At 64.6% G+C, this 15,631-nt stretch carries 12 protein-coding genes, 1 tRNA gene and 3 pseudogenes; 5 read left to right on the top strand and 11 right to left on the bottom strand.

Annotation, left to right across the window (positions count from 1 at the left end; genetic code table 11):
- Nucleotides 1–288: 288 nt before the first annotated feature.
- The 4 genes from ABZT93_RS20930 to ugpC all read right to left on the bottom strand — a co-directional run bounded on the left by ABZT93_RS20930 (nucleotide 289) and on the right by ugpC (nucleotide 3,375).
- Entirely contained in the window at nucleotides 289–534 is a 246-nt protein-coding gene (locus ABZT93_RS20930) for a hypothetical protein (protein ID WP_356106414.1), read from the bottom strand.
- Nucleotides 535–770: 236 nt separating this feature from the next.
- Nucleotides 771–1,502 (bottom strand): nucleotidyltransferase family protein, encoded by a 732-nt coding sequence (locus ABZT93_RS20925; RefSeq protein ID WP_356106412.1) that lies wholly within the window; start codon nucleotides 1,500–1,502, stop codon nucleotides 771–773.
- Between the two features lie 60 nt (nucleotides 1,503–1,562).
- On the bottom strand, nucleotides 1,563–2,021 hold the full coding sequence (locus ABZT93_RS20920) for a hypothetical protein (protein WP_356106410.1): 459 nt from the start codon (nucleotides 2,019–2,021) through the stop codon (nucleotides 1,563–1,565).
- A gap of 217 nt (nucleotides 2,022–2,238) precedes the next feature.
- Nucleotides 2,239–3,375 (bottom strand): sn-glycerol-3-phosphate ABC transporter ATP-binding protein UgpC, encoded by a 1,137-nt coding sequence (gene ugpC / locus ABZT93_RS20915; protein ID WP_007382936.1) that lies wholly within the window; start codon nucleotides 3,373–3,375, stop codon nucleotides 2,239–2,241.
- Between the two features lie 216 nt (nucleotides 3,376–3,591).
- Between ugpC and ABZT93_RS20910 the strand changes: the two genes are divergently transcribed.
- Nucleotides 3,592–3,665: transfer RNA gene (locus tag ABZT93_RS20910), tRNA-Thr, on the top strand.
- Nucleotides 3,666–3,710: 45 nt separating this feature from the next.
- On the opposite strand, the pseudogene ABZT93_RS20905 reads toward ABZT93_RS20910, so the two are convergent.
- The 4 genes and pseudogenes from ABZT93_RS20905 to ABZT93_RS20890 form a co-directional block, all read right to left on the bottom strand.
- Nucleotides 3,711–4,526, bottom strand: a pseudogene (locus ABZT93_RS20905) (tyrosine-type recombinase/integrase); the annotation flags it as partial.
- Nucleotides 4,495–4,812 (bottom strand): annotated as a pseudogene (locus ABZT93_RS20900) (integral membrane plasmid transfer protein); the annotation flags it as partial. The pseudogenes ABZT93_RS20900 and ABZT93_RS20905, both read right to left, overlap by 32 nt.
- Nucleotides 4,809–5,078, bottom strand: a complete 270-nt coding sequence (locus tag ABZT93_RS20895; RefSeq protein WP_356106408.1) for a DUF6284 family protein — start codon at nucleotides 5,076–5,078, stop codon at nucleotides 4,809–4,811. The gene ABZT93_RS20895 and the pseudogene ABZT93_RS20900, both read right to left, overlap by 4 nt.
- Nucleotides 5,079–5,272: 194 nt before the next feature.
- On the bottom strand, nucleotides 5,273–5,422 hold the full coding sequence (locus ABZT93_RS20890; protein ID WP_356106406.1) for a hypothetical protein: 150 nt from the start codon (nucleotides 5,420–5,422) through the stop codon (nucleotides 5,273–5,275).
- A 407-nt stretch (nucleotides 5,423–5,829) separates the two neighbouring features.
- On the opposite strand from ABZT93_RS20890, the gene ABZT93_RS20885 reads away from it, so the two are divergent.
- Entirely contained in the window at nucleotides 5,830–6,624 is a 795-nt protein-coding gene (locus ABZT93_RS20885; RefSeq protein WP_356106404.1) for a GntR family transcriptional regulator, read from the top strand.
- Nucleotides 6,621–6,872 (top strand): annotated as a pseudogene (locus ABZT93_RS20880) (YdcF family protein); the annotation flags it as partial. The gene ABZT93_RS20885 and the pseudogene ABZT93_RS20880, both read left to right, overlap by 4 nt.
- A gap of 106 nt (nucleotides 6,873–6,978) precedes the next feature.
- On the opposite strand, the gene ABZT93_RS20875 reads toward ABZT93_RS20880, so the two are convergent.
- Together ABZT93_RS20875 and ABZT93_RS20870 are read right to left on the bottom strand one after the other, a co-directional pair.
- On the bottom strand, nucleotides 6,979–7,548 hold the full coding sequence (locus ABZT93_RS20875) for a S1 RNA-binding domain-containing protein (protein WP_356106402.1): 570 nt from the start codon (nucleotides 7,546–7,548) through the stop codon (nucleotides 6,979–6,981).
- Nucleotides 7,549–7,597: 49 nt separating this feature from the next.
- The gene (locus ABZT93_RS20870) at nucleotides 7,598–8,719 is read right to left on the bottom strand and encodes an IS630 family transposase (protein WP_356106400.1); all 1,122 of its coding nucleotides are present in this window, start codon (nucleotides 8,717–8,719) and stop codon (nucleotides 7,598–7,600) included.
- Nucleotides 8,720–8,808: 89 nt separating this feature from the next.
- Between ABZT93_RS20870 and ABZT93_RS20865 the strand changes: the two genes are divergently transcribed.
- Nucleotides 8,809–9,204, top strand: a complete 396-nt coding sequence (locus ABZT93_RS20865; protein ID WP_356106398.1) for a YdcF family protein — start codon at nucleotides 8,809–8,811, stop codon at nucleotides 9,202–9,204.
- A gap of 221 nt (nucleotides 9,205–9,425) precedes the next feature.
- Here the strand turns inward: ABZT93_RS20865 and ABZT93_RS20860 are convergent, their stop codons facing one another.
- On the bottom strand, nucleotides 9,426–12,308 hold the full coding sequence (locus ABZT93_RS20860; RefSeq protein ID WP_356106397.1) for an NACHT domain-containing protein: 2,883 nt from the start codon (nucleotides 12,306–12,308) through the stop codon (nucleotides 9,426–9,428).
- Between the two features lie 1,049 nt (nucleotides 12,309–13,357).
- Here ABZT93_RS20860 and ABZT93_RS20855 point away from each other — a divergent pair.
- A partial coding sequence (locus ABZT93_RS20855) for a tetratricopeptide repeat protein (protein WP_356106395.1) occupies nucleotides 13,358–15,631 on the top strand: 2,274 nt, incomplete at its 3' end.

The raw sequence follows: 15,631 nt of genomic DNA, 5'->3' as shown, positions 1-15,631 counted from the left end.
TGGGCGACGTACTGGGCACCCCCACCGGCTGAGAGACATGAGCCCAAGGAAAGGTCCCGCACTCACCGGAGGTGCGGGACCTTTGCCATCTGGAGCGGATATTTCTTCGTTCACCGGATCATTTCGCGCAAGCTCGGGCCGCAGCGCTCGGCCCAGGCTCTGGGTTGGATCGGCAGGGCGATCAGGGAGAGAGGAACTCCGCCCTCGCTCCCGATCGCCCTGCGGCGTGCGACTACTTCTTCTTCTTCTTCTTCTGCGACTACGGCAGGAACTGGCCTGCCCTGTCCGTCAGTTGCAGAAGATGAGGATGGGGAGGAGACCGTTGCCGCACTGGAAGTGCTCGCCGTCCCCGTCCCCGCCGCCGTGACCCTTGGCAGGGGCAGCCTTGGTCGCGACGTGCGTGGCGGGTGTCGCGGCCACGGCGGAAGTGGCGGTCGCCATCCCCGCCGCACACACGATGCCCACGACGGCACTGACCGCGAATACTCGCGGAATCCGGCAAACGGTCTTCTTGGAGAGAGGTGTTGTGTTCATGCACTCACCTTGCACACCTTCGCGATCAGCTGCTCGTCGAGCGCATCCGCAAGGGTGAAGGACCCTCGAAGGGCCGGCCCACCGCTCACTCAGCCCTGGCTATACCTGACGACCCGTCAGGTAACTGGTCGGCTGCTGCGGCCTGTTGGGCCAGGTCAGAGCCCGACTCCCGCACCGGGTCGTCCCACGCCCCCCAAGGGCTTGGTCTCGACGGACCCACAACCTGACAGCCGACGTCACCGACCGAGAGCCGCCAGCTCCTTCGCCGCCTCGGTCAGATCCTTCGCCGTGTCGATGGCCCGCCAGTACGCCCCCTGCGGAATCGGGAACCCGGCCAGCCGCAGCTCACGGGCGAGCGTGGGGAACGTCGTCCGCTCATGATCCCCCCGCTCCGGCAGCAGCTCGGCGAACGCGGGCGAGAAGACATACACACCGGCGTTGATCTCGAACGTCGACGGCGGTGACTCGATGAAGTCCGTGATGTGCCCGAACCCATCGGTCTGCACCGCCCCCCACGGAATCCGCGGCCGCGCCAACGCCAACGTCGCGACCGCATCCCGCTCGGCGTGGAAGTCCGCCATGTCCCGCAGCGAGAACCGGGTCCAGATGTCACCGTTCGTCGCGTACCACGCCCGCTCCGGATGCGGCAGACGCGCCGCCGCGTACTTCAGACCGCCACCCCGGCCCAGCGGCTCCGTCTCGATCACCGTCTGGACACGCACCGGCAGGTCAGCCGTCCTCAGCCAGTCCTGGAGCACCTCGGCGAGATGCCCACAGCTGACCACCACGTCCGTCACGCCCTCCTCGGCGAGCCAGACAAGCTGATGGCCGATGATCGGAGTCCCCGTACCGGGAATCTCGACCATCGGCTTGGGCCGGTCGTCGGTGTAGGGACGCAGCCGGGAACCCTGGCCGCCGGCCAGGATCACGGCCTGAGTGGGACGGGACGCGGCGTTCGGATCGGTCATGACCGGAACTGTACGACGCGCCCCTCACCCGACCTCCGTCGGCATCCCCTCTCGCGGCGGTCAGCTGTGCGCCGCCGCCACACCCGTCGCGAACGACGTGTCGCAGACGGGGCGGGCATACGACTGCGCGCGCGTGGGCCCGTACCTACGGACCGCCGCACGGCCCAGCGCCCTCGCGATGGAGACACAGTGTCTGGCGAGCGACGGACGCTCGTTCACAGCCTCCTGAAGGTGCGTGAGGGCGATGCCCGGGTTCTTCTCCTGGAGCTCGGTCAGGAGATGGTCGCGCAGCGCGTCCTGCGGGGCCAGGCGGGCGCTGCGCGGCTTGCTGTCCATGACCGTCGCGTCCGACGCGGTGAGCACCGAGGAGCTCGAGGGATCCCCCGACCAGTTGACTCGGGTGACCGCGAGGGTCCCGGAGAGCACCAGGACGACGGGCAGGACAAGGGCGAGGGAGCGGCCGATACGGCGGGCGGGGCCCCGGCCGCGTCGCGTCTGTTGGTAAGTGGAGTGCTTCACGCGTGTGAGGGTAGCGTGCGGTAATGATTTGGCGACATTTAGTCACCGGTTCGGGGGACAGGGCAGTGCCGATTTCTGGGTAAGGGGTTGACGCACACGCTCGAAATGACCGGTGTGCCGGGGTATTTGTTCCGACACCCTCCAGGCACGAGAAGGGCCCCGCAGATGATCTGCGGGGCCCTTCTCGTCAAACCGCGTGATGCGGTGCTGTGCGTCCTCAGTCGGAGAGGCGCTCGCCCGTCGAGGTCGAGAACACGTGGGTCTCGCCCGGCCGCGGCACGACGTGCAGCGTGGCGCCCTTCTCCGGGACCGCGCGGCCGCTGACACGGACGACCAGGTCCTTCAGTTCGCCGTCGACCTTGGCGGAACCGTAGACGTAACCGTCGGCGCCGAGCTCCTCGACCACGTTCACGGAGACCGCGAGACCGGCCGGAGCGTCCTCGGTGTCCTTGGACAGCGCCGAGGCGGCGGCACCGTTGTGCTCCACGATGTCGAAGTGCTCCGGGCGCACACCGACGGTCACCGTGGTGTCACCCTTGTCGGAGGCGGCCTTGAGAGCCTCGCGGTTGACGGGCACCACGCTGTTGCCGAACTTCACACCGCCGTCGGTGATCGGGACCTCGACGAGGTTCATCGCCGGGGAGCCGATGAAGCCGGCCACGAAGAGGTTCGCCGGGCGGTCGTACATGTTGCGCGGGGAGTCGACCTGCTGGAGCAGACCGTCCTTGAGCACGGCCACCCGGTCGCCCATCGTCATGGCCTCGACCTGGTCGTGGGTGACGTAGACGGTGGTGATGCCCAGACGGCGCTGCAGCGAGGCGATCTGCGTACGGGTGCTGACACGGAGCTTGGCGTCCAGGTTGGACAGCGGCTCGTCCATGAGGAACACCTGCGGCTCACGCACGATGGCGCGACCCATGGCGACACGCTGACGCTGACCACCGGAGAGCGCCTTCGGCTTGCGGTCCAGGTACTCCGTGAGGTCGAGGATCTTCGCGGCCTCCTCGACCTTCTGCCGGATCTCCGCCTTGTTGATGCCGGCGATCTTGAGCGCGAAGCCCATGTTGTCGGCGACCGTCATGTGCGGGTAGAGCGCGTAGTTCTGGAACACCATGGCGATGTCCCGGTCCTTCGGCGGCAGGTGCGTCACGTCACGGTCACCGATGCGGATCGCACCGCCGTTGACGTCCTCGAGCCCCGCCAGCATGCGGAGCGAGGTGGACTTGCCACAGCCGGACGGGCCGACCAGGACGAGGAACTCGCCGTCCTCGATGTGAATGTCGAGACCGTCGACGGCGGGCTTCGTGGAACCCGGGTAAATACGGGTCGCCTTGTCGAACGAAACAGTGGCCATGGCTCAGAGGCCCCCTTCTACCGGCAGGAACGTGCCGGACGATCCGTTGTAGGAAGGTGGTGGTGTAGTCCACACGAGTGGACTGGCTCAGGACGGTACCCGGCGTTCAGGCGTATGTCAGTACCTGGAGGACGGTGAACTTCGCGGAAATTTTCGACAGGCCCCCGCGGCGACCTGGGTACACTGCTCGGGCGCACCCCCGCGTAAGCGGTGCACGCCTCCTTAGCTCAGATGGCCAGAGCAACGCACTTGTAATGCGTAGGTCGTCGGTTCGAATCCGACAGGGGGCTCTGTCGAAGCCCAGCCCAGACAGTGTCTGAGCTGGGCTTTTTCGTTCAGCGGATGCGGCGACGACGGCGGGCGCGGGCCGCACGGCTGTCTGTGGTCTCAGTCCTGGTCTCAGTCGGGGGTTTCTGTCCGGGCATGAAGGCGTCTCCCATGCGGCGCATCGCGTCCTTGGAGAGGTGAGATCTGCCCTTCACGTACCGGCGGGTCTGGCTGATCTGGGTGTGCCTCAGGATCTCCATGATCGTGGGCATGTCCACCCCGAGTTCGTTCAGGATCGTGCCGGCGGTGTGGCGGCTGCCGTCGTAGAGGCGGCGGTCGTCGATTCCGGCTTCTTCGAGGAGTTCCTTGAATTCCTCCCAGTCCTGGCGGGGGTCGAGGGGCCGGCCGTCCGGGCGAGTGAAGACCAGCTTGTGTTCCTGCCAGTCGTCTCCGGCCGCGACGCGTGCTTCCTCCTGCTGTGCCTTGTGCTCGCGCAGGTAGGGGATGAACGGCGGCGGGATGGGCACGGCGTTCCTGCTCTTCTTGGTCTTCGGGCGAGTGAAAACCAGGCCCCCGCCTTTGCGGTCCGGGCAGACACTCGCATGCCTTGTGCACCCCTTGGGGCACGGCTTGGGGCACCCGCGCTTGTAGTTCTTGTGCGTCGTGCAGTCCTGCGGGCACGGATCGAACCGGTGGAGGCGCCCACCGCAGGCGTGGGGGTCCTGGCAGCCGTGGCGCCAGGTGAGCCGCTGCAGCTGCCACTGGGGGTGGAACAGCTCGTTGTCGAGGTCGACGTACGGCCACCGTAGGCCCAGCGTCTCGCCCTGCCGGAAGCCCATGCCGACGCCGACGCACCACCGCATGAAGGTCGACGGCCTGGCCGATCTGGTCGGGGGTGAGGGTGGCCCACAGCGGGAAGCCGTGCCGACCCTTGATGTTGGGGCGTACGGAGCGCAGCAGCAGGTCGGCCGCCGCGATCAGGAGCGTCATGCCGAGTCCGCCCACGGCGCAGGCGAGCGGGTTCAGGGGCAAGTCGCGGGCGATCGTCCACGCTCCGGCCAGCACCGCGCCGACGAATGCCAGCAAGAGCGCGACCTTGGTGTCGGTCCGCGCGATCTCCGCCTTCACCTCAGCGTGCGCGGCCGTCAGATCCTGCTGAAGGGCGCTCATGCGGCACCCCTGGGCAGCACGGCGCCGGCGGTGCGGTTGGCGAGGGCCCGCCGCTCACTGAGCACCCGGTTGCGGGCCCGGCGGATACGGCGGGCGTCCAGCTCGTTGGGCAGGCGGTCCAGGGTGATGATCTGCGCGTCGAGCAGGTCGACGTCCGCCAGGATCAGCGGCATCTCCTGCTCGATCGCGTCCAGCTCAGCGGCGGTCGGTTCGATGAAGTCGGCGAACGCGGTAACAGCGTCCTGAACAGTACCGATGTGTTCCATTGGGTCGTGGTCTCCCTTGCAGGTGGAACGGCCCGAACAGCACCCCCGGAGGGCCAACTCCGGGGGTGCACGCCGTTGTGGTGGGGCCGCATGCGTGTGATGCGGCGGGCCGCGCATGCGGCCAGTGCCCCGGGCCGGATTCGATCCGGCGCCCTCACGGCGAGATGCCGGGGCGGTGACGCAGGAGTGCGGGGTCAGTCGGCCGTGGTCTCGTACCGGTTCGTGATGCCGGCGTCGGTCGTCTCCAGGCTTTCGCCACCGCTCAGGGTGACGGTGCTGTCAACAGTGATGTCGTCCGGCAGGGGCGCGAAGTCGTCGCCGGAGAAGCCGAAGATCTTGGCCATGGTGGGTGGTCCTCTCGGATCGTGGAAGCGGAACCGTCACGGCTCCCCGCACCCCGCCCGTATGACGTCCGCAGAAGTGCGGACGTCATACGGACGGGGGAGGCAATCGGCCGCAGCGCGAAGGCTGCGACGGAAATTGAGAAACGTGCGCGATCGGGACCGCGCTGCCGTCTTTTCGACTCGGGGAGACGGGGCCCACCTATTCAGTTCTCAAGGAACGACCAGTTCAGGGCCCCATATGGAGGCGAGCTATCCCGAACCGACCAGCCTGGAAACAGCCCAAAGAAGACCCTTCCGCCCGTTGTCCTAGGACTGCGAGCGGCCCGAGAAGAAGATGACACGCAGTCCTGGGACTGTCAACAGTCCTAGGACTGTGTTTCACTAGTTCGCGTCGAGAGGAGTTCTGCGTGGCACCGAAGTGGCGCGACCTGGCGGACAGGTTCGCGGAGCAGATCAAGAGCGGTGAGTATCCGCCGGGCGCCCAGTTGCCCCAGATCAGAGAGCTAGTCGAGGCAGGGGAAGGTTCAAAGGAGACCGTCCACAAGGCATACAAGGCCCTGGAGGCTGAAGGGCTGGTGACCTCGACACGCGGGCACGGCACTGTGGTGCGGCCGCGCAGGCCAGTCAAGCGCTTGGGCATCGCCCGGTACGACAAGGCGAAGTGGCGCGACAGCGACGAAGTCGCTTTCATCGCCGACCGCGTCGCTTCGGGACGTGCGTACAAGCGGAACGAGCAGACGCAGACCGTAAGCCGTGTCCAAGCGAGCAGCCTCGTAGCGGAGGGGCTAGGCGTCCCACTCGGCTCAGAGGTGTACGCGCGTGCCCGGCTCGTCAAGGAGGGGACGCAGCCGACGCACACCCTGACCAGCTACTACAGGCCGGAACATGTCGAGGGAACACGCATCGTTGACCCCACCCCGGTACCTGCCGGCCGTGGCGGCGGGTACCGGGTCCTCTACGACGCCGGATACGAGATCGACCACATGAGAGAGGCCCTGTTCGCCCGCATCCCAACAGCGGACGAAGTGCAGCTCCTACAGCTCCCCGTTGGTGAGCCCGTAGTCGAGCTGCACCGCACCACGTACACCGCAGATGGCACGGTGGTGGAGTTCGCGGTGGGCATTCACTCGGCGTCTCGCTTCGCGTGGGAGTACGACTTCAACGTTCCCGACTCGGCACAGGACAATAAGGGGCAGGAATGATCTCGGCACAGGCATGGGCAGACGCTCAACTGCTGTGGGACTACCACTTCATGCACCATGCCCTACGGCCATGTTCGGTGGCCGTAGGACTGGGCAGCCACGATCTTGGCGTGGCTGACGTGACAGCGAAGCTGTACCACCAGGGCATGGCGCCGCTCATCGTCTTCACGGGGGCCACCAGTCCCACGACCCGTGCGCGCATGCCGCGCGGTGAGGCTGTCCACTACCGAGAGCGGGCGTTGCAGCTAGTGCTGTGACCGCAAAGGTTCACCGGCCTGGGGCGTGTGTCTTCCTTTGGCTGAGCAGACGTTCAGGAGCACTCGCGCAAGGGAACCGTCGCAGGAACGCAGCGCGTCACACGCCCGCGGATGAGCCTTGTCGTCGGGAGAGGGATAGCCTGCGTCGCTCTCGGTCGATCTCGGTGACGACCACCGTGATCTCGTCGCCGACCTGGACGACATCTGCTGGAGTCTCCACCGGTGTCCAGGCGAGCTCCCGCAGGTGAACCAGTCCCTCGATCCCGTCGGCGACCTGGACGAAGACCCCGAACGGGATCAGCTTGGTGACCTGGCCAGGCAGTTTCTGCCCCACCGCGATGGTGTCGGCGAATACCTGAAAGGGGTCCGGCTGTGTGGCTTTCAAGGACAGTCTGGCCTCCAGGTTCCACGTGTCGAACTGGAGGAACTCGCATGAGACGCGCTGCCCGACCTGCACCACGTCGGTGGCTGCCTCGAAGCGTCGCCAGGACAGTTCAGCGAAGGAGATGAACCCGACGCCGGGGAAGACCGGATGGTCGGGTCCGTCGTCCAGCGCCACGAACACACCGAACCGTTCGATCGCTGTGACGGTGCCGGAAAGGAACTCGCCGCGGTGCAATGACTCCAGGAATGCCCAGAGTTCTGGGTTCTCAGACGGTCCACCCATCATGCTCCAAGCCTTTCACGAGGAGCTTCGCACCGGGTAGGAAGTGCGCTCACGCTGCGGTCTTGAGGAGACGTCCGCCCCAGCGAATGCCCTTCTCGCTGCGGATGCGGGCGCGTTCCTTGCGCTCGGCGGCCAGGACGTCACGGTGGCGGGCGTTGGCGTTGCGCCAGCGCAGGTAGGCGTGCAGGGCCCGTGTCTGGACGGTGTGGTTGGAGTGGTGGGAGTTGGCGATGGTGAACTGCCGCAGCGGTCCGAAATGCGCCTCGATCGGATTCGCCCAGGATGCATAGGTCGGGGTGAAGCACAGCTCGACCTTGTTCTTCCCCGCCCAGCGACGGATGTCGGCGCCTTTGTGGGCGGACAGGTTGTCCAGGATCACGTAGATCGGGGCGCCGTCGGGCCGGGCGGCACGGATCGACTTCAGCGCGGCCAGCGTGTTGGAGGCACCCTTTCTGCGGCGGTTGACGCCCCACAGGCTGTCGTCGCCGACCGAGTAGCAGCCATGGAAGTACCGCACGCCGTGAGTGCGGTGGTAGGTGGCGGGCAGCCGGTGGGGACGCTTCTGCTCGGCCCAGCCCGAGCCCGCGGTGGGACGGATCCCGAGCGGGCCAAACTCGTCGAAGGCGAAGACCCGGTCGGGGAAGCGGTCGAGGACCTCCTCGATCCGGTCCAGCTTCGCCTCGTGGTCGGGGTCCGGGGATTCCTTCCACGTCTTGGTGCGCTGGAAGGTCACGCCGCGGCGGGCGAGCAGGCAGCGTAACGCCTCGCGGCCGATCCGGATCACGTGGCCGTGGACTTTGCGCAGGTAGGCGACGAGCTTGCGCAAGGACCAGCGGGTGAAGGGCTGGCCGAGCTTGGTCGGGCGGGTGATGGCCGTCTGGATGACGAAGTCCTCATCGTCAGGGCTGAGTTGGCGGGGACGGCCTCCCGCCCACCGAGGGTCCAGGCAGGCCAGGCCGATCTCGTTGAAGCGGTGGATCACGTCCCGGACGGTGTCCTCGTCGGCCTGCACCAGCTGGGCGATCACCGGCACGCGGTTCCCGCCGGCCGAGGCCAGCAGCATCATCGCGCGCCGGTAGCGCACCGAGTTGGTGCTGCCCCGGCGCACGATCTGCTGCAGTTTCTGCCCTTCCCGGTCGGTCAGTCTGCGCACACGGACAGGCTCGGCCACCGCACCTCCAGCGGTCGGAACGGACGTCACCCCCCATCCAACCGCCGCGATCACCAAACCGGCCAACCTATGCGGTCAGAGCACTAGGCGTGCCCGCTTCGGCGGTACTCCTGGAACCTCGTGCCACGAACACCGGCGAGAACATCGAATTCACTAAGGCGGTGTTGGCGGAGGCCGACGTCAAGGTCTCGTCCGTCCTGCTCGTGAGCAAGCCGTACGAGGAGCGGCGCTCGTACGCCATGGTGCGGAAGATGTGGCCCGACGTCGAAGTCGTGTGCGCGTCCACGCCGATGGGCCTGGAGGAATACGCCAGCTCCGTAGGCGACGCTCGCATGGTGATCGACATGATCGTAGGCGCCCTGCAACGAGTGCTCGTCTTCCCGAGGTTGGGGCTGGCCATCGAGCAGGACGTACCAGACACCGTTGTAGCCGCCTTTGAGCGGCTGTGCATCGAAGGCTTCACTAGCCGATTCATGGCCAGCTGACGTTGCTCCCCGCCCCGGCGCCTGATGCCGGGGCGGGGAGGAGCCCGCCCGGAGTTTTCCTTCTGAGATTTCCGTACCTCATCAAGGCGGCTCGCTCCGCTCACCGCACGGCAACCAAACGCTTGACGCCAGAGAGATTGCGCAGTGGCTGGGGCGGACGGCTCCACGGCTTTCACCACAGTCCCAACCCGCTCTGCCGACCTAACTCAGCCTGCGACCGGTCAGGCAGTAAGATGAAGCTCGCCACAGGCCCATTTCCTAAACACCTCTTGCAGGTCATCTCTAATGGGTAGAGACGTAAGAGGGACATCTTCCAGATTGAGGCGTTTCGCTAGATATGGATACAAGGGAGATAGGTGCCTCAGATCCTCAGGATGCCCGCGGCGAATTCCTACGTTTCCCGACCGCTCCACGATGATCATCAGCAATGCAGAGGCACCCAAAAGCGCATCGGGATGTAGCGGAATCAACTCCAGCACGGCATCACTGGACTGCTTTGTCACAAATTCTGCCCATGTACTTTCATCCGAGTCACCCCAAGGAAGATCTGGGTGGGACAGGAAGTATCTCCCCACAGATGTCATTGTCTGAGCAATCTGTGAAATGTCTTCAGGTTCCGCCCACATCATACGAGTAACTCTGCTTGCAAGGAACGGCGCCCATACGATACCGAAAATCCCTGCCGGATGGCCATGGCGTTCATTGAGCCTTCGAAAACCGCCAGAAGACTCAAGGATTTTGTCCAAATTTACCAACCCTCTGTCGGCTGCCAGGAAGAGGAAACCCGGATCCCACTCAGCTGCGGACACGATCCTCTCGGCGTACCTCTCACGGTTCTCTTCGACAAAACCGTCCCAGAAGTTTCCCGTTTCCTTACCTACGCCACCCAGGGGGCCTCGGTTCAGATGGGCAAGCCGAGGAAGGCACCAAACGGCCAGCCTCAAGGCCTTCACTCGAACTTCTGAATCCTCTGATTCCAGGAGACTTGCAATTTTTGAGTTCATTTCTCGCGCCACAATATCGCGAAATGCGCCGCTGCAACGGGTCAACAATACCGTCGGGGCATAGCAAATCTCATCATTCACGTCACCTGCGAACAAGTGATCTAGAATTTGCCCTGTCAGGTGACGCACGACAGCCGGAGGCGGGTCTACTGATTCCAGGCATGATGCCAGGAAGCAAAGTAGATTACTGCGGCTTTGCTGCGACTTGTAACGACGGTCCTTCAGCAAACTCTGAAAAATTCTGGCCGCCCCTTGATCGACAGTGCGATCTTTCATCTGCACCGAAAGCTCTGCAACTACCTCCCACTCTTGTTTCGTGACACGTGGGGCCAACACCTTCGCTAGCTTTTCCGGAGTATCGTTGACGACCGTCAAATAGGCAGCGGTAAAGTACTCCAGGAAAGTTCGATGAGTGAAGGTATAAAGGGTCTCCCCTTTCGCCGTTGTGCCTGCATCACTAAATACCCAAGCTCTCCCCTTGCAGAAGTTTACGAATTCATCGGCCGCCTCACGGGCCTCCTCTTTTGACTCGAACCCACGATGGTGTAGAAATTCCGCCGTCTCGGCCGTCAATCGTCGTTGAGTAACGGCCGATTCCGTTTCCTTCCTACTAAAAAGCCAGTAGGCGAGATGACGCAGCGCCGGCTCTACGTGGGCTCGGGCTCGGAGTTCTGTGTGAATTCGCCGCCTAGCATCCCACTTCCGAAAAAGCAGATTCGCACACTGCTCGTAGACTTCCGGCCTGCTTTGAGGGATAGACCCCTCTCCACGGTACAGAATACACATGAGCGCCAACATCAACGGATTGGAGCGAAGATCGGAAACTGCAGTGCTCTCATCCATGAATGTGGACGCAAGTTGCTCAGCTTCTGAGCGAGTGATGCCCTCTTCGTGAGCGAACCACTTTCTTACGTATTCACCGACTCGATGTGTATCGAATCCACCCACCCGGTATCGAACAAACTGCTGATCGTCCAAGCGGGCTTGATTGTACCCAACTAGGCGAGATGTGACGAGAATTCTTGCTAGTGGATATTCCGACCCGAATCGTTCCACAATTGCCGTTACATCGGCCCTCCGGGTTGTATCGATCAGCTCATCAAGTCCATCGAAAATGACGAGCGCAGATCCACTCAGAAGTAGCTTTCCAACAAGCCCTTGAGGGGCTGGGCATTGATAGAAGGTTTCCAGGCTGTTTTCAATATGCCCAACCACGGACCGTGCCGGTGGATCTTGGGAAGCGAATTCGCGAAGAGTTACAAGAAATGGTACTCGACGGTCGTTCGACTGAGCATGCCAGTGCATCAAGACGTTGGAAGCGGTGGTTTTTCCTCCTCCTGGATCCCCCAACAGAACCGTTCTGTCAATCCGCTCCGCGAGCTGCCATGTGTTCACCGAGTCGCGAGGCGAGGAGCCCACTCGCGTAATCTCCGGAGGAACATAAAGATCATCAATTGGGACGCGTCGTCGCCTTTCAAAGTCAGGGGGTTCAATCTTTCCAAAGTTTTCAAGAACGTGATTTCGATAACGTCTAACAAACTCCCGCTCTTCTTCGGGTGTCGCCACCTTGAAAGAATCAAGACGCCGCTCGATAGCCCTCAAAGAAGAGATCATGCGAGCTGAAAATGCTTCACCCCTTAGTCGCGGGAGGAACTCTTTCGACGCTCCTTGCAACCTTCCAACAATTGCACTAACTTCGCCATCATAATATTCGAAAAGCGAATCAGACACATCGCTGAGGTCAATTGCTGGCTTGAAGAAGGATACGGTGCAGCGAAGAATCGAGCGAATGCGCTCCACTTCTTCCTCAGTGGCGTCAGTTAGTCGAGCTGCTAGCAGTTCGTGCACCACTGAATGGAAACCATCACTATTGAGTATTCCGCAAAGCTCCTCTTCGGTAACGCCGGGCGGCAGGTCTGAAATCTGAGGCCGCGATTCAGTAATCTGATAAGTGTTGAACCATTTTACGATCTCTTCGTCTTCTGCAAGCGCACGGTTTCCCAGACCCTGCAGTGTCACGCCGAGACGAATACCAGTTGCGGTTACGACGTTGGAGATAACGCCACCAATAGCCTGCTGAAGCATGGGATCTTCGATCACAGCCACTTCCCTTCGCTGGGAGGGCACATGCTAGTTGCTGGTGGTCAGTGCGACATCAGGATTCGCGGATTCCGCAACCTTGCCAATAGGTCAGGCGTTCGCTACCTGTCTCTGCACTCACACATCGGTGTGGGGCCTCGTGGGAGTGAAGCGGTAAGGCCGTAACCCTGTCTCACGTCGGCGGGCGAGGATCGGCGTCCAGGACGTGCGTCCGCACTAGCTCACGTGACCTCAGCCTTCGCATCTGAGGCTCAGGCACTAACAGCACAACCGGGCCGTCTGTGTGCCGTCCGAGGGCGGCCAACGACGACAGATGACGGCAGTCGACGACGGCCCTCCCCCTGCTCAGAGACGGTGCTGTGGGGGCTGGCGCAGGAGCTGATCAGCGAAGGTGAGTTGACGAACGCCAGAGCTACAACAACTCTCGTCCACGGCGTTCCCTCGCCTGGCGGCCGACGCTCGGGGCTGTCATACACCCTGGGCAGGGCGCCCACCACCAGCACAGTTGGAAAGGGTGCTGCTGGGTGGATGCCACCGCTTACGCGTCCGGACGGCGGATCAGCGGCTACGCACGGCCCAGTCGTCATTTTCCACGTGAGTGAGTTCTGGTGGCGGAGGAGGTGCAACCATGGGGTGTTTCAGGCGCGTTGACCGGTTCGAACGGGGGGCGGGGTATGGCTGCGCTGCGGTGGATGGTGGCGGTAGTGGCTTCGGTTGCGGCGTTCTTTGCCGTGGCTGTGCCGTGGGCAGTGATGTCGTCGGGTGGGCATGACCCGTGGGAGGTGATTGGCCCGGTCGGCGGTGTGGTGGCAGCGGGGGTGCTGGCCGCGCTGGGCTGGTGGGCCTCACAGACCGGCGCACCCGCTGGTGGGCCGGGGCGCACGGTGCGGCAGTCGGCACGCGCGAAGGGGAACCTCAGACAGACCGCGGGAAACGACGGTGCGGTTGGCAGGGCCGGGCGTCGGCTGATGCGGGAGAGCATCCGCCAGAAGGGGCGAGGCGGCGGTGACGTCGACCAGGTCGGCGGGGACCGAGCCTGAGGGGGGCCGATGGTGGTGGAGCGTTCGGAGAAGCGCCGTACGCGTCAGCAGGCGCGGGCGAAGCGTGATCTCACCCAGGTGGCGGGGGACATGCACGTGTACACGCCGCCGATACCGGGCCCGTCCGTGCAGTGGCCGGTGTGGGTGGGGGACGTGCCGCGGCTCGCTGCGGCGTTCCAGCCGCGTACGTCGATCCGGGACCAGGCTGGTGAGGCGCGGTGCGAAGGTCGTGATGTGGTGCTGTCCGGAGCGGGCGGAGTGGGCAAGAGCCAGCTGGCAGCCTCCCTGGCACGGCAACTGCGGGATCAGGAGCACACCGCGGCTGCCGGTTTGGACGTACTTGTGTGGGCGAGCGCCACCAGCCCAGAGCAGATCATCACCGCGTACGCGGAAGCAGCCGGGCAACTGCATCTGCCCGGTGCCGGTGCCGGCCAAGAGGACGAAGGCGGGGCAGCGCGGCTGTTTGTGCGGTGGCTTGCGGCCACGCAGCGGCGGTGGCTGGTCGTGCTGGACGACCTCACCGACCCTGCCCCCCTTGAGGAATGGTGGCCGGACAGTGGTGCGGGCAACGGCTGGGTCCTGGCCACTACCCGGCGTGAGGATGCCCAGCTCAGCGGCCAGGGCCGGACGCTGATCCGGCTAGGCCTCTATGCGCGGAATGAGGCAGATGCCTATCTGCGGCGTCGGCTCACGGACGCTGGGCACGCCCACCTCCACGACCCGGGCCTGGCGGATGAGTTGGCAGGTGAACTCGGTGATCTGCCTCTCGCCCTCGGCCACGCCGCCGCCTACCTCATCAACACTCGGCGGACGATGGCCGACTACCTTACCCGGCTGCGCGACACCAGCAGTCGCCTGGGAGATCTACTCCCGCCCAGTGCCGACACTGAGGGCTACGGACGGCCCGTCACCGCCTCGTTGCTGCTCTCCCTCGACGCGGTCGACAAGGCCGACCCCACCCATCTGGCACGCCCCCTGCTGCACCTTGCCTCTCTCATGGACCCCCTCGGCCACCCGAACACCGCATGGACCACACCGGCAGCCCTCGGCTACCTGCGCACCGCACGCCCGCCACAGCGCCGCTGGCTACGCCGCAACTACTCGGCCGTCACCGCAGGCGAGGTGCGCAGCGCGCTGGAATGCCTGCGCACGTATGCCCTGATCACCCAGGACACCGCCACCGCCCCCATCCGTCTGCATGCCCTGACCGCCCGCGCGGTGCGGGAAACCATCCCGTCCGGCATACTCCCGGTCACGGCCCGTACCGCGGCCGCCGCGATCTTTAGCCTGTGGCCTCGCCATGACCACGAGGAACGGGAACTGGCCGCCATACTGCGTGCCAACACGGTTCACCTCGACGAGCTCACCCGCCCGGCCCTATGGCAGCCCGAAGCCCACCCGTGCATCTACCAGGTCAGCGTCAGCCTCACGGATGCAGGGCTCTACCAGCAGGCCATCGAGCACGACGAGAGAACCGCCCGTCACAGCAACGACATCCTCGGTCCCGACCACCCCACCACCCTCGACGCCCGTCACAACCTCGCCGTCTCCTACAGCCATGCCGGACGCATCCAGGAGGCTCTCGACCTGCGCGAGCGGGTCCTGGCCGACTACGAACGCATCCGGGGTGATGACCACCCGGACACTCTCTCCGCTCGCAGCAACCTCGCCGTCTCCTACCGCGCTGTTGGGCGTGTCCAGGAGGCTCTCGACCTGCGCGAGCGGGTCCTGGCCGACTACGAACGCATCCGGGGTGATGACCACACGGACACCCTCAGCGCCCGCAACAACCTCGCCAACTCCTTCGGCGATACCGGGCGTGTCCAGGAGGCTCTCGATCTCGGCGCGCGGGTGCTGGCCGACAGGGAGCGGATCCTGGGTGATGACCACCCGGACACTCTCGCCGCTCGCAACAACCTCGCCAACTCCTACGGCGATGCTGGGCGTGTCCAGGAGGCTCTCGACCTGCGCGAGCGGGTCCTGGCCGACTACGAACGCATCCGGGGTGACGATCACCCCACCACCCTCGACGCCCGTCACAACCTCGCCGTCTCCTACAGTCATGCTGGGCGTGTCCAGGAGGCTCTCGACCTGCGTGCGCGGGTGCTGGCCGACAGGGAGCGGATCCTGGGTGATGACCACCCGGACACTCTCTCCGCTCGCAGCAACCTCGCCAACTCCTACGGCGATGCTGGGCGTGTCCAGGAGGCTCTCGACCTGCGTGCGCGGGTGCTGGCCGACAGGGAGCGGATCCTGGGTGATGACCACCCGGACACTCTCTCC

The organism is Streptomyces sp. NPDC005303 (assembly GCF_040607335.1).
Lineage (GTDB): Bacteria > Actinomycetota > Actinomycetes > Streptomycetales > Streptomycetaceae > Streptomyces.
Note: the sequence above shows the minus strand (reverse complement) of the source record. Positions and strands in the feature narration are given on the sequence as shown.

Coding starts and splice junctions, on each gene's coding strand:
- ABZT93_RS20930 (WP_356106414.1), bottom strand. CDS start 534: ATGAACACAACACCTCTCTCCAAGAAGACCGTTTGCCGGATTCCGCGA.
- ABZT93_RS20925 (WP_356106412.1), bottom strand. CDS start 1,502: ATGACCGATCCGAACGCCGCGTCCCGTCCCACTCAGGCCGTGATCCTG.
- ugpC (WP_007382936.1), bottom strand. CDS start 3,375: ATGGCCACTGTTTCGTTCGACAAGGCGACCCGTATTTACCCGGGTTCC.
- ABZT93_RS20895 (WP_356106408.1), bottom strand. CDS start 5,078: ATGGAACACATCGGTACTGTTCAGGACGCTGTTACCGCGTTCGCCGAC.
- ABZT93_RS20890 (WP_356106406.1), bottom strand. CDS start 5,422: ATGGCCAAGATCTTCGGCTTCTCCGGCGACGACTTCGCGCCCCTGCCG.
- ABZT93_RS20875 (WP_356106402.1), bottom strand. CDS start 7,548: ATGGGTGGACCGTCTGAGAACCCAGAACTCTGGGCATTCCTGGAGTCA.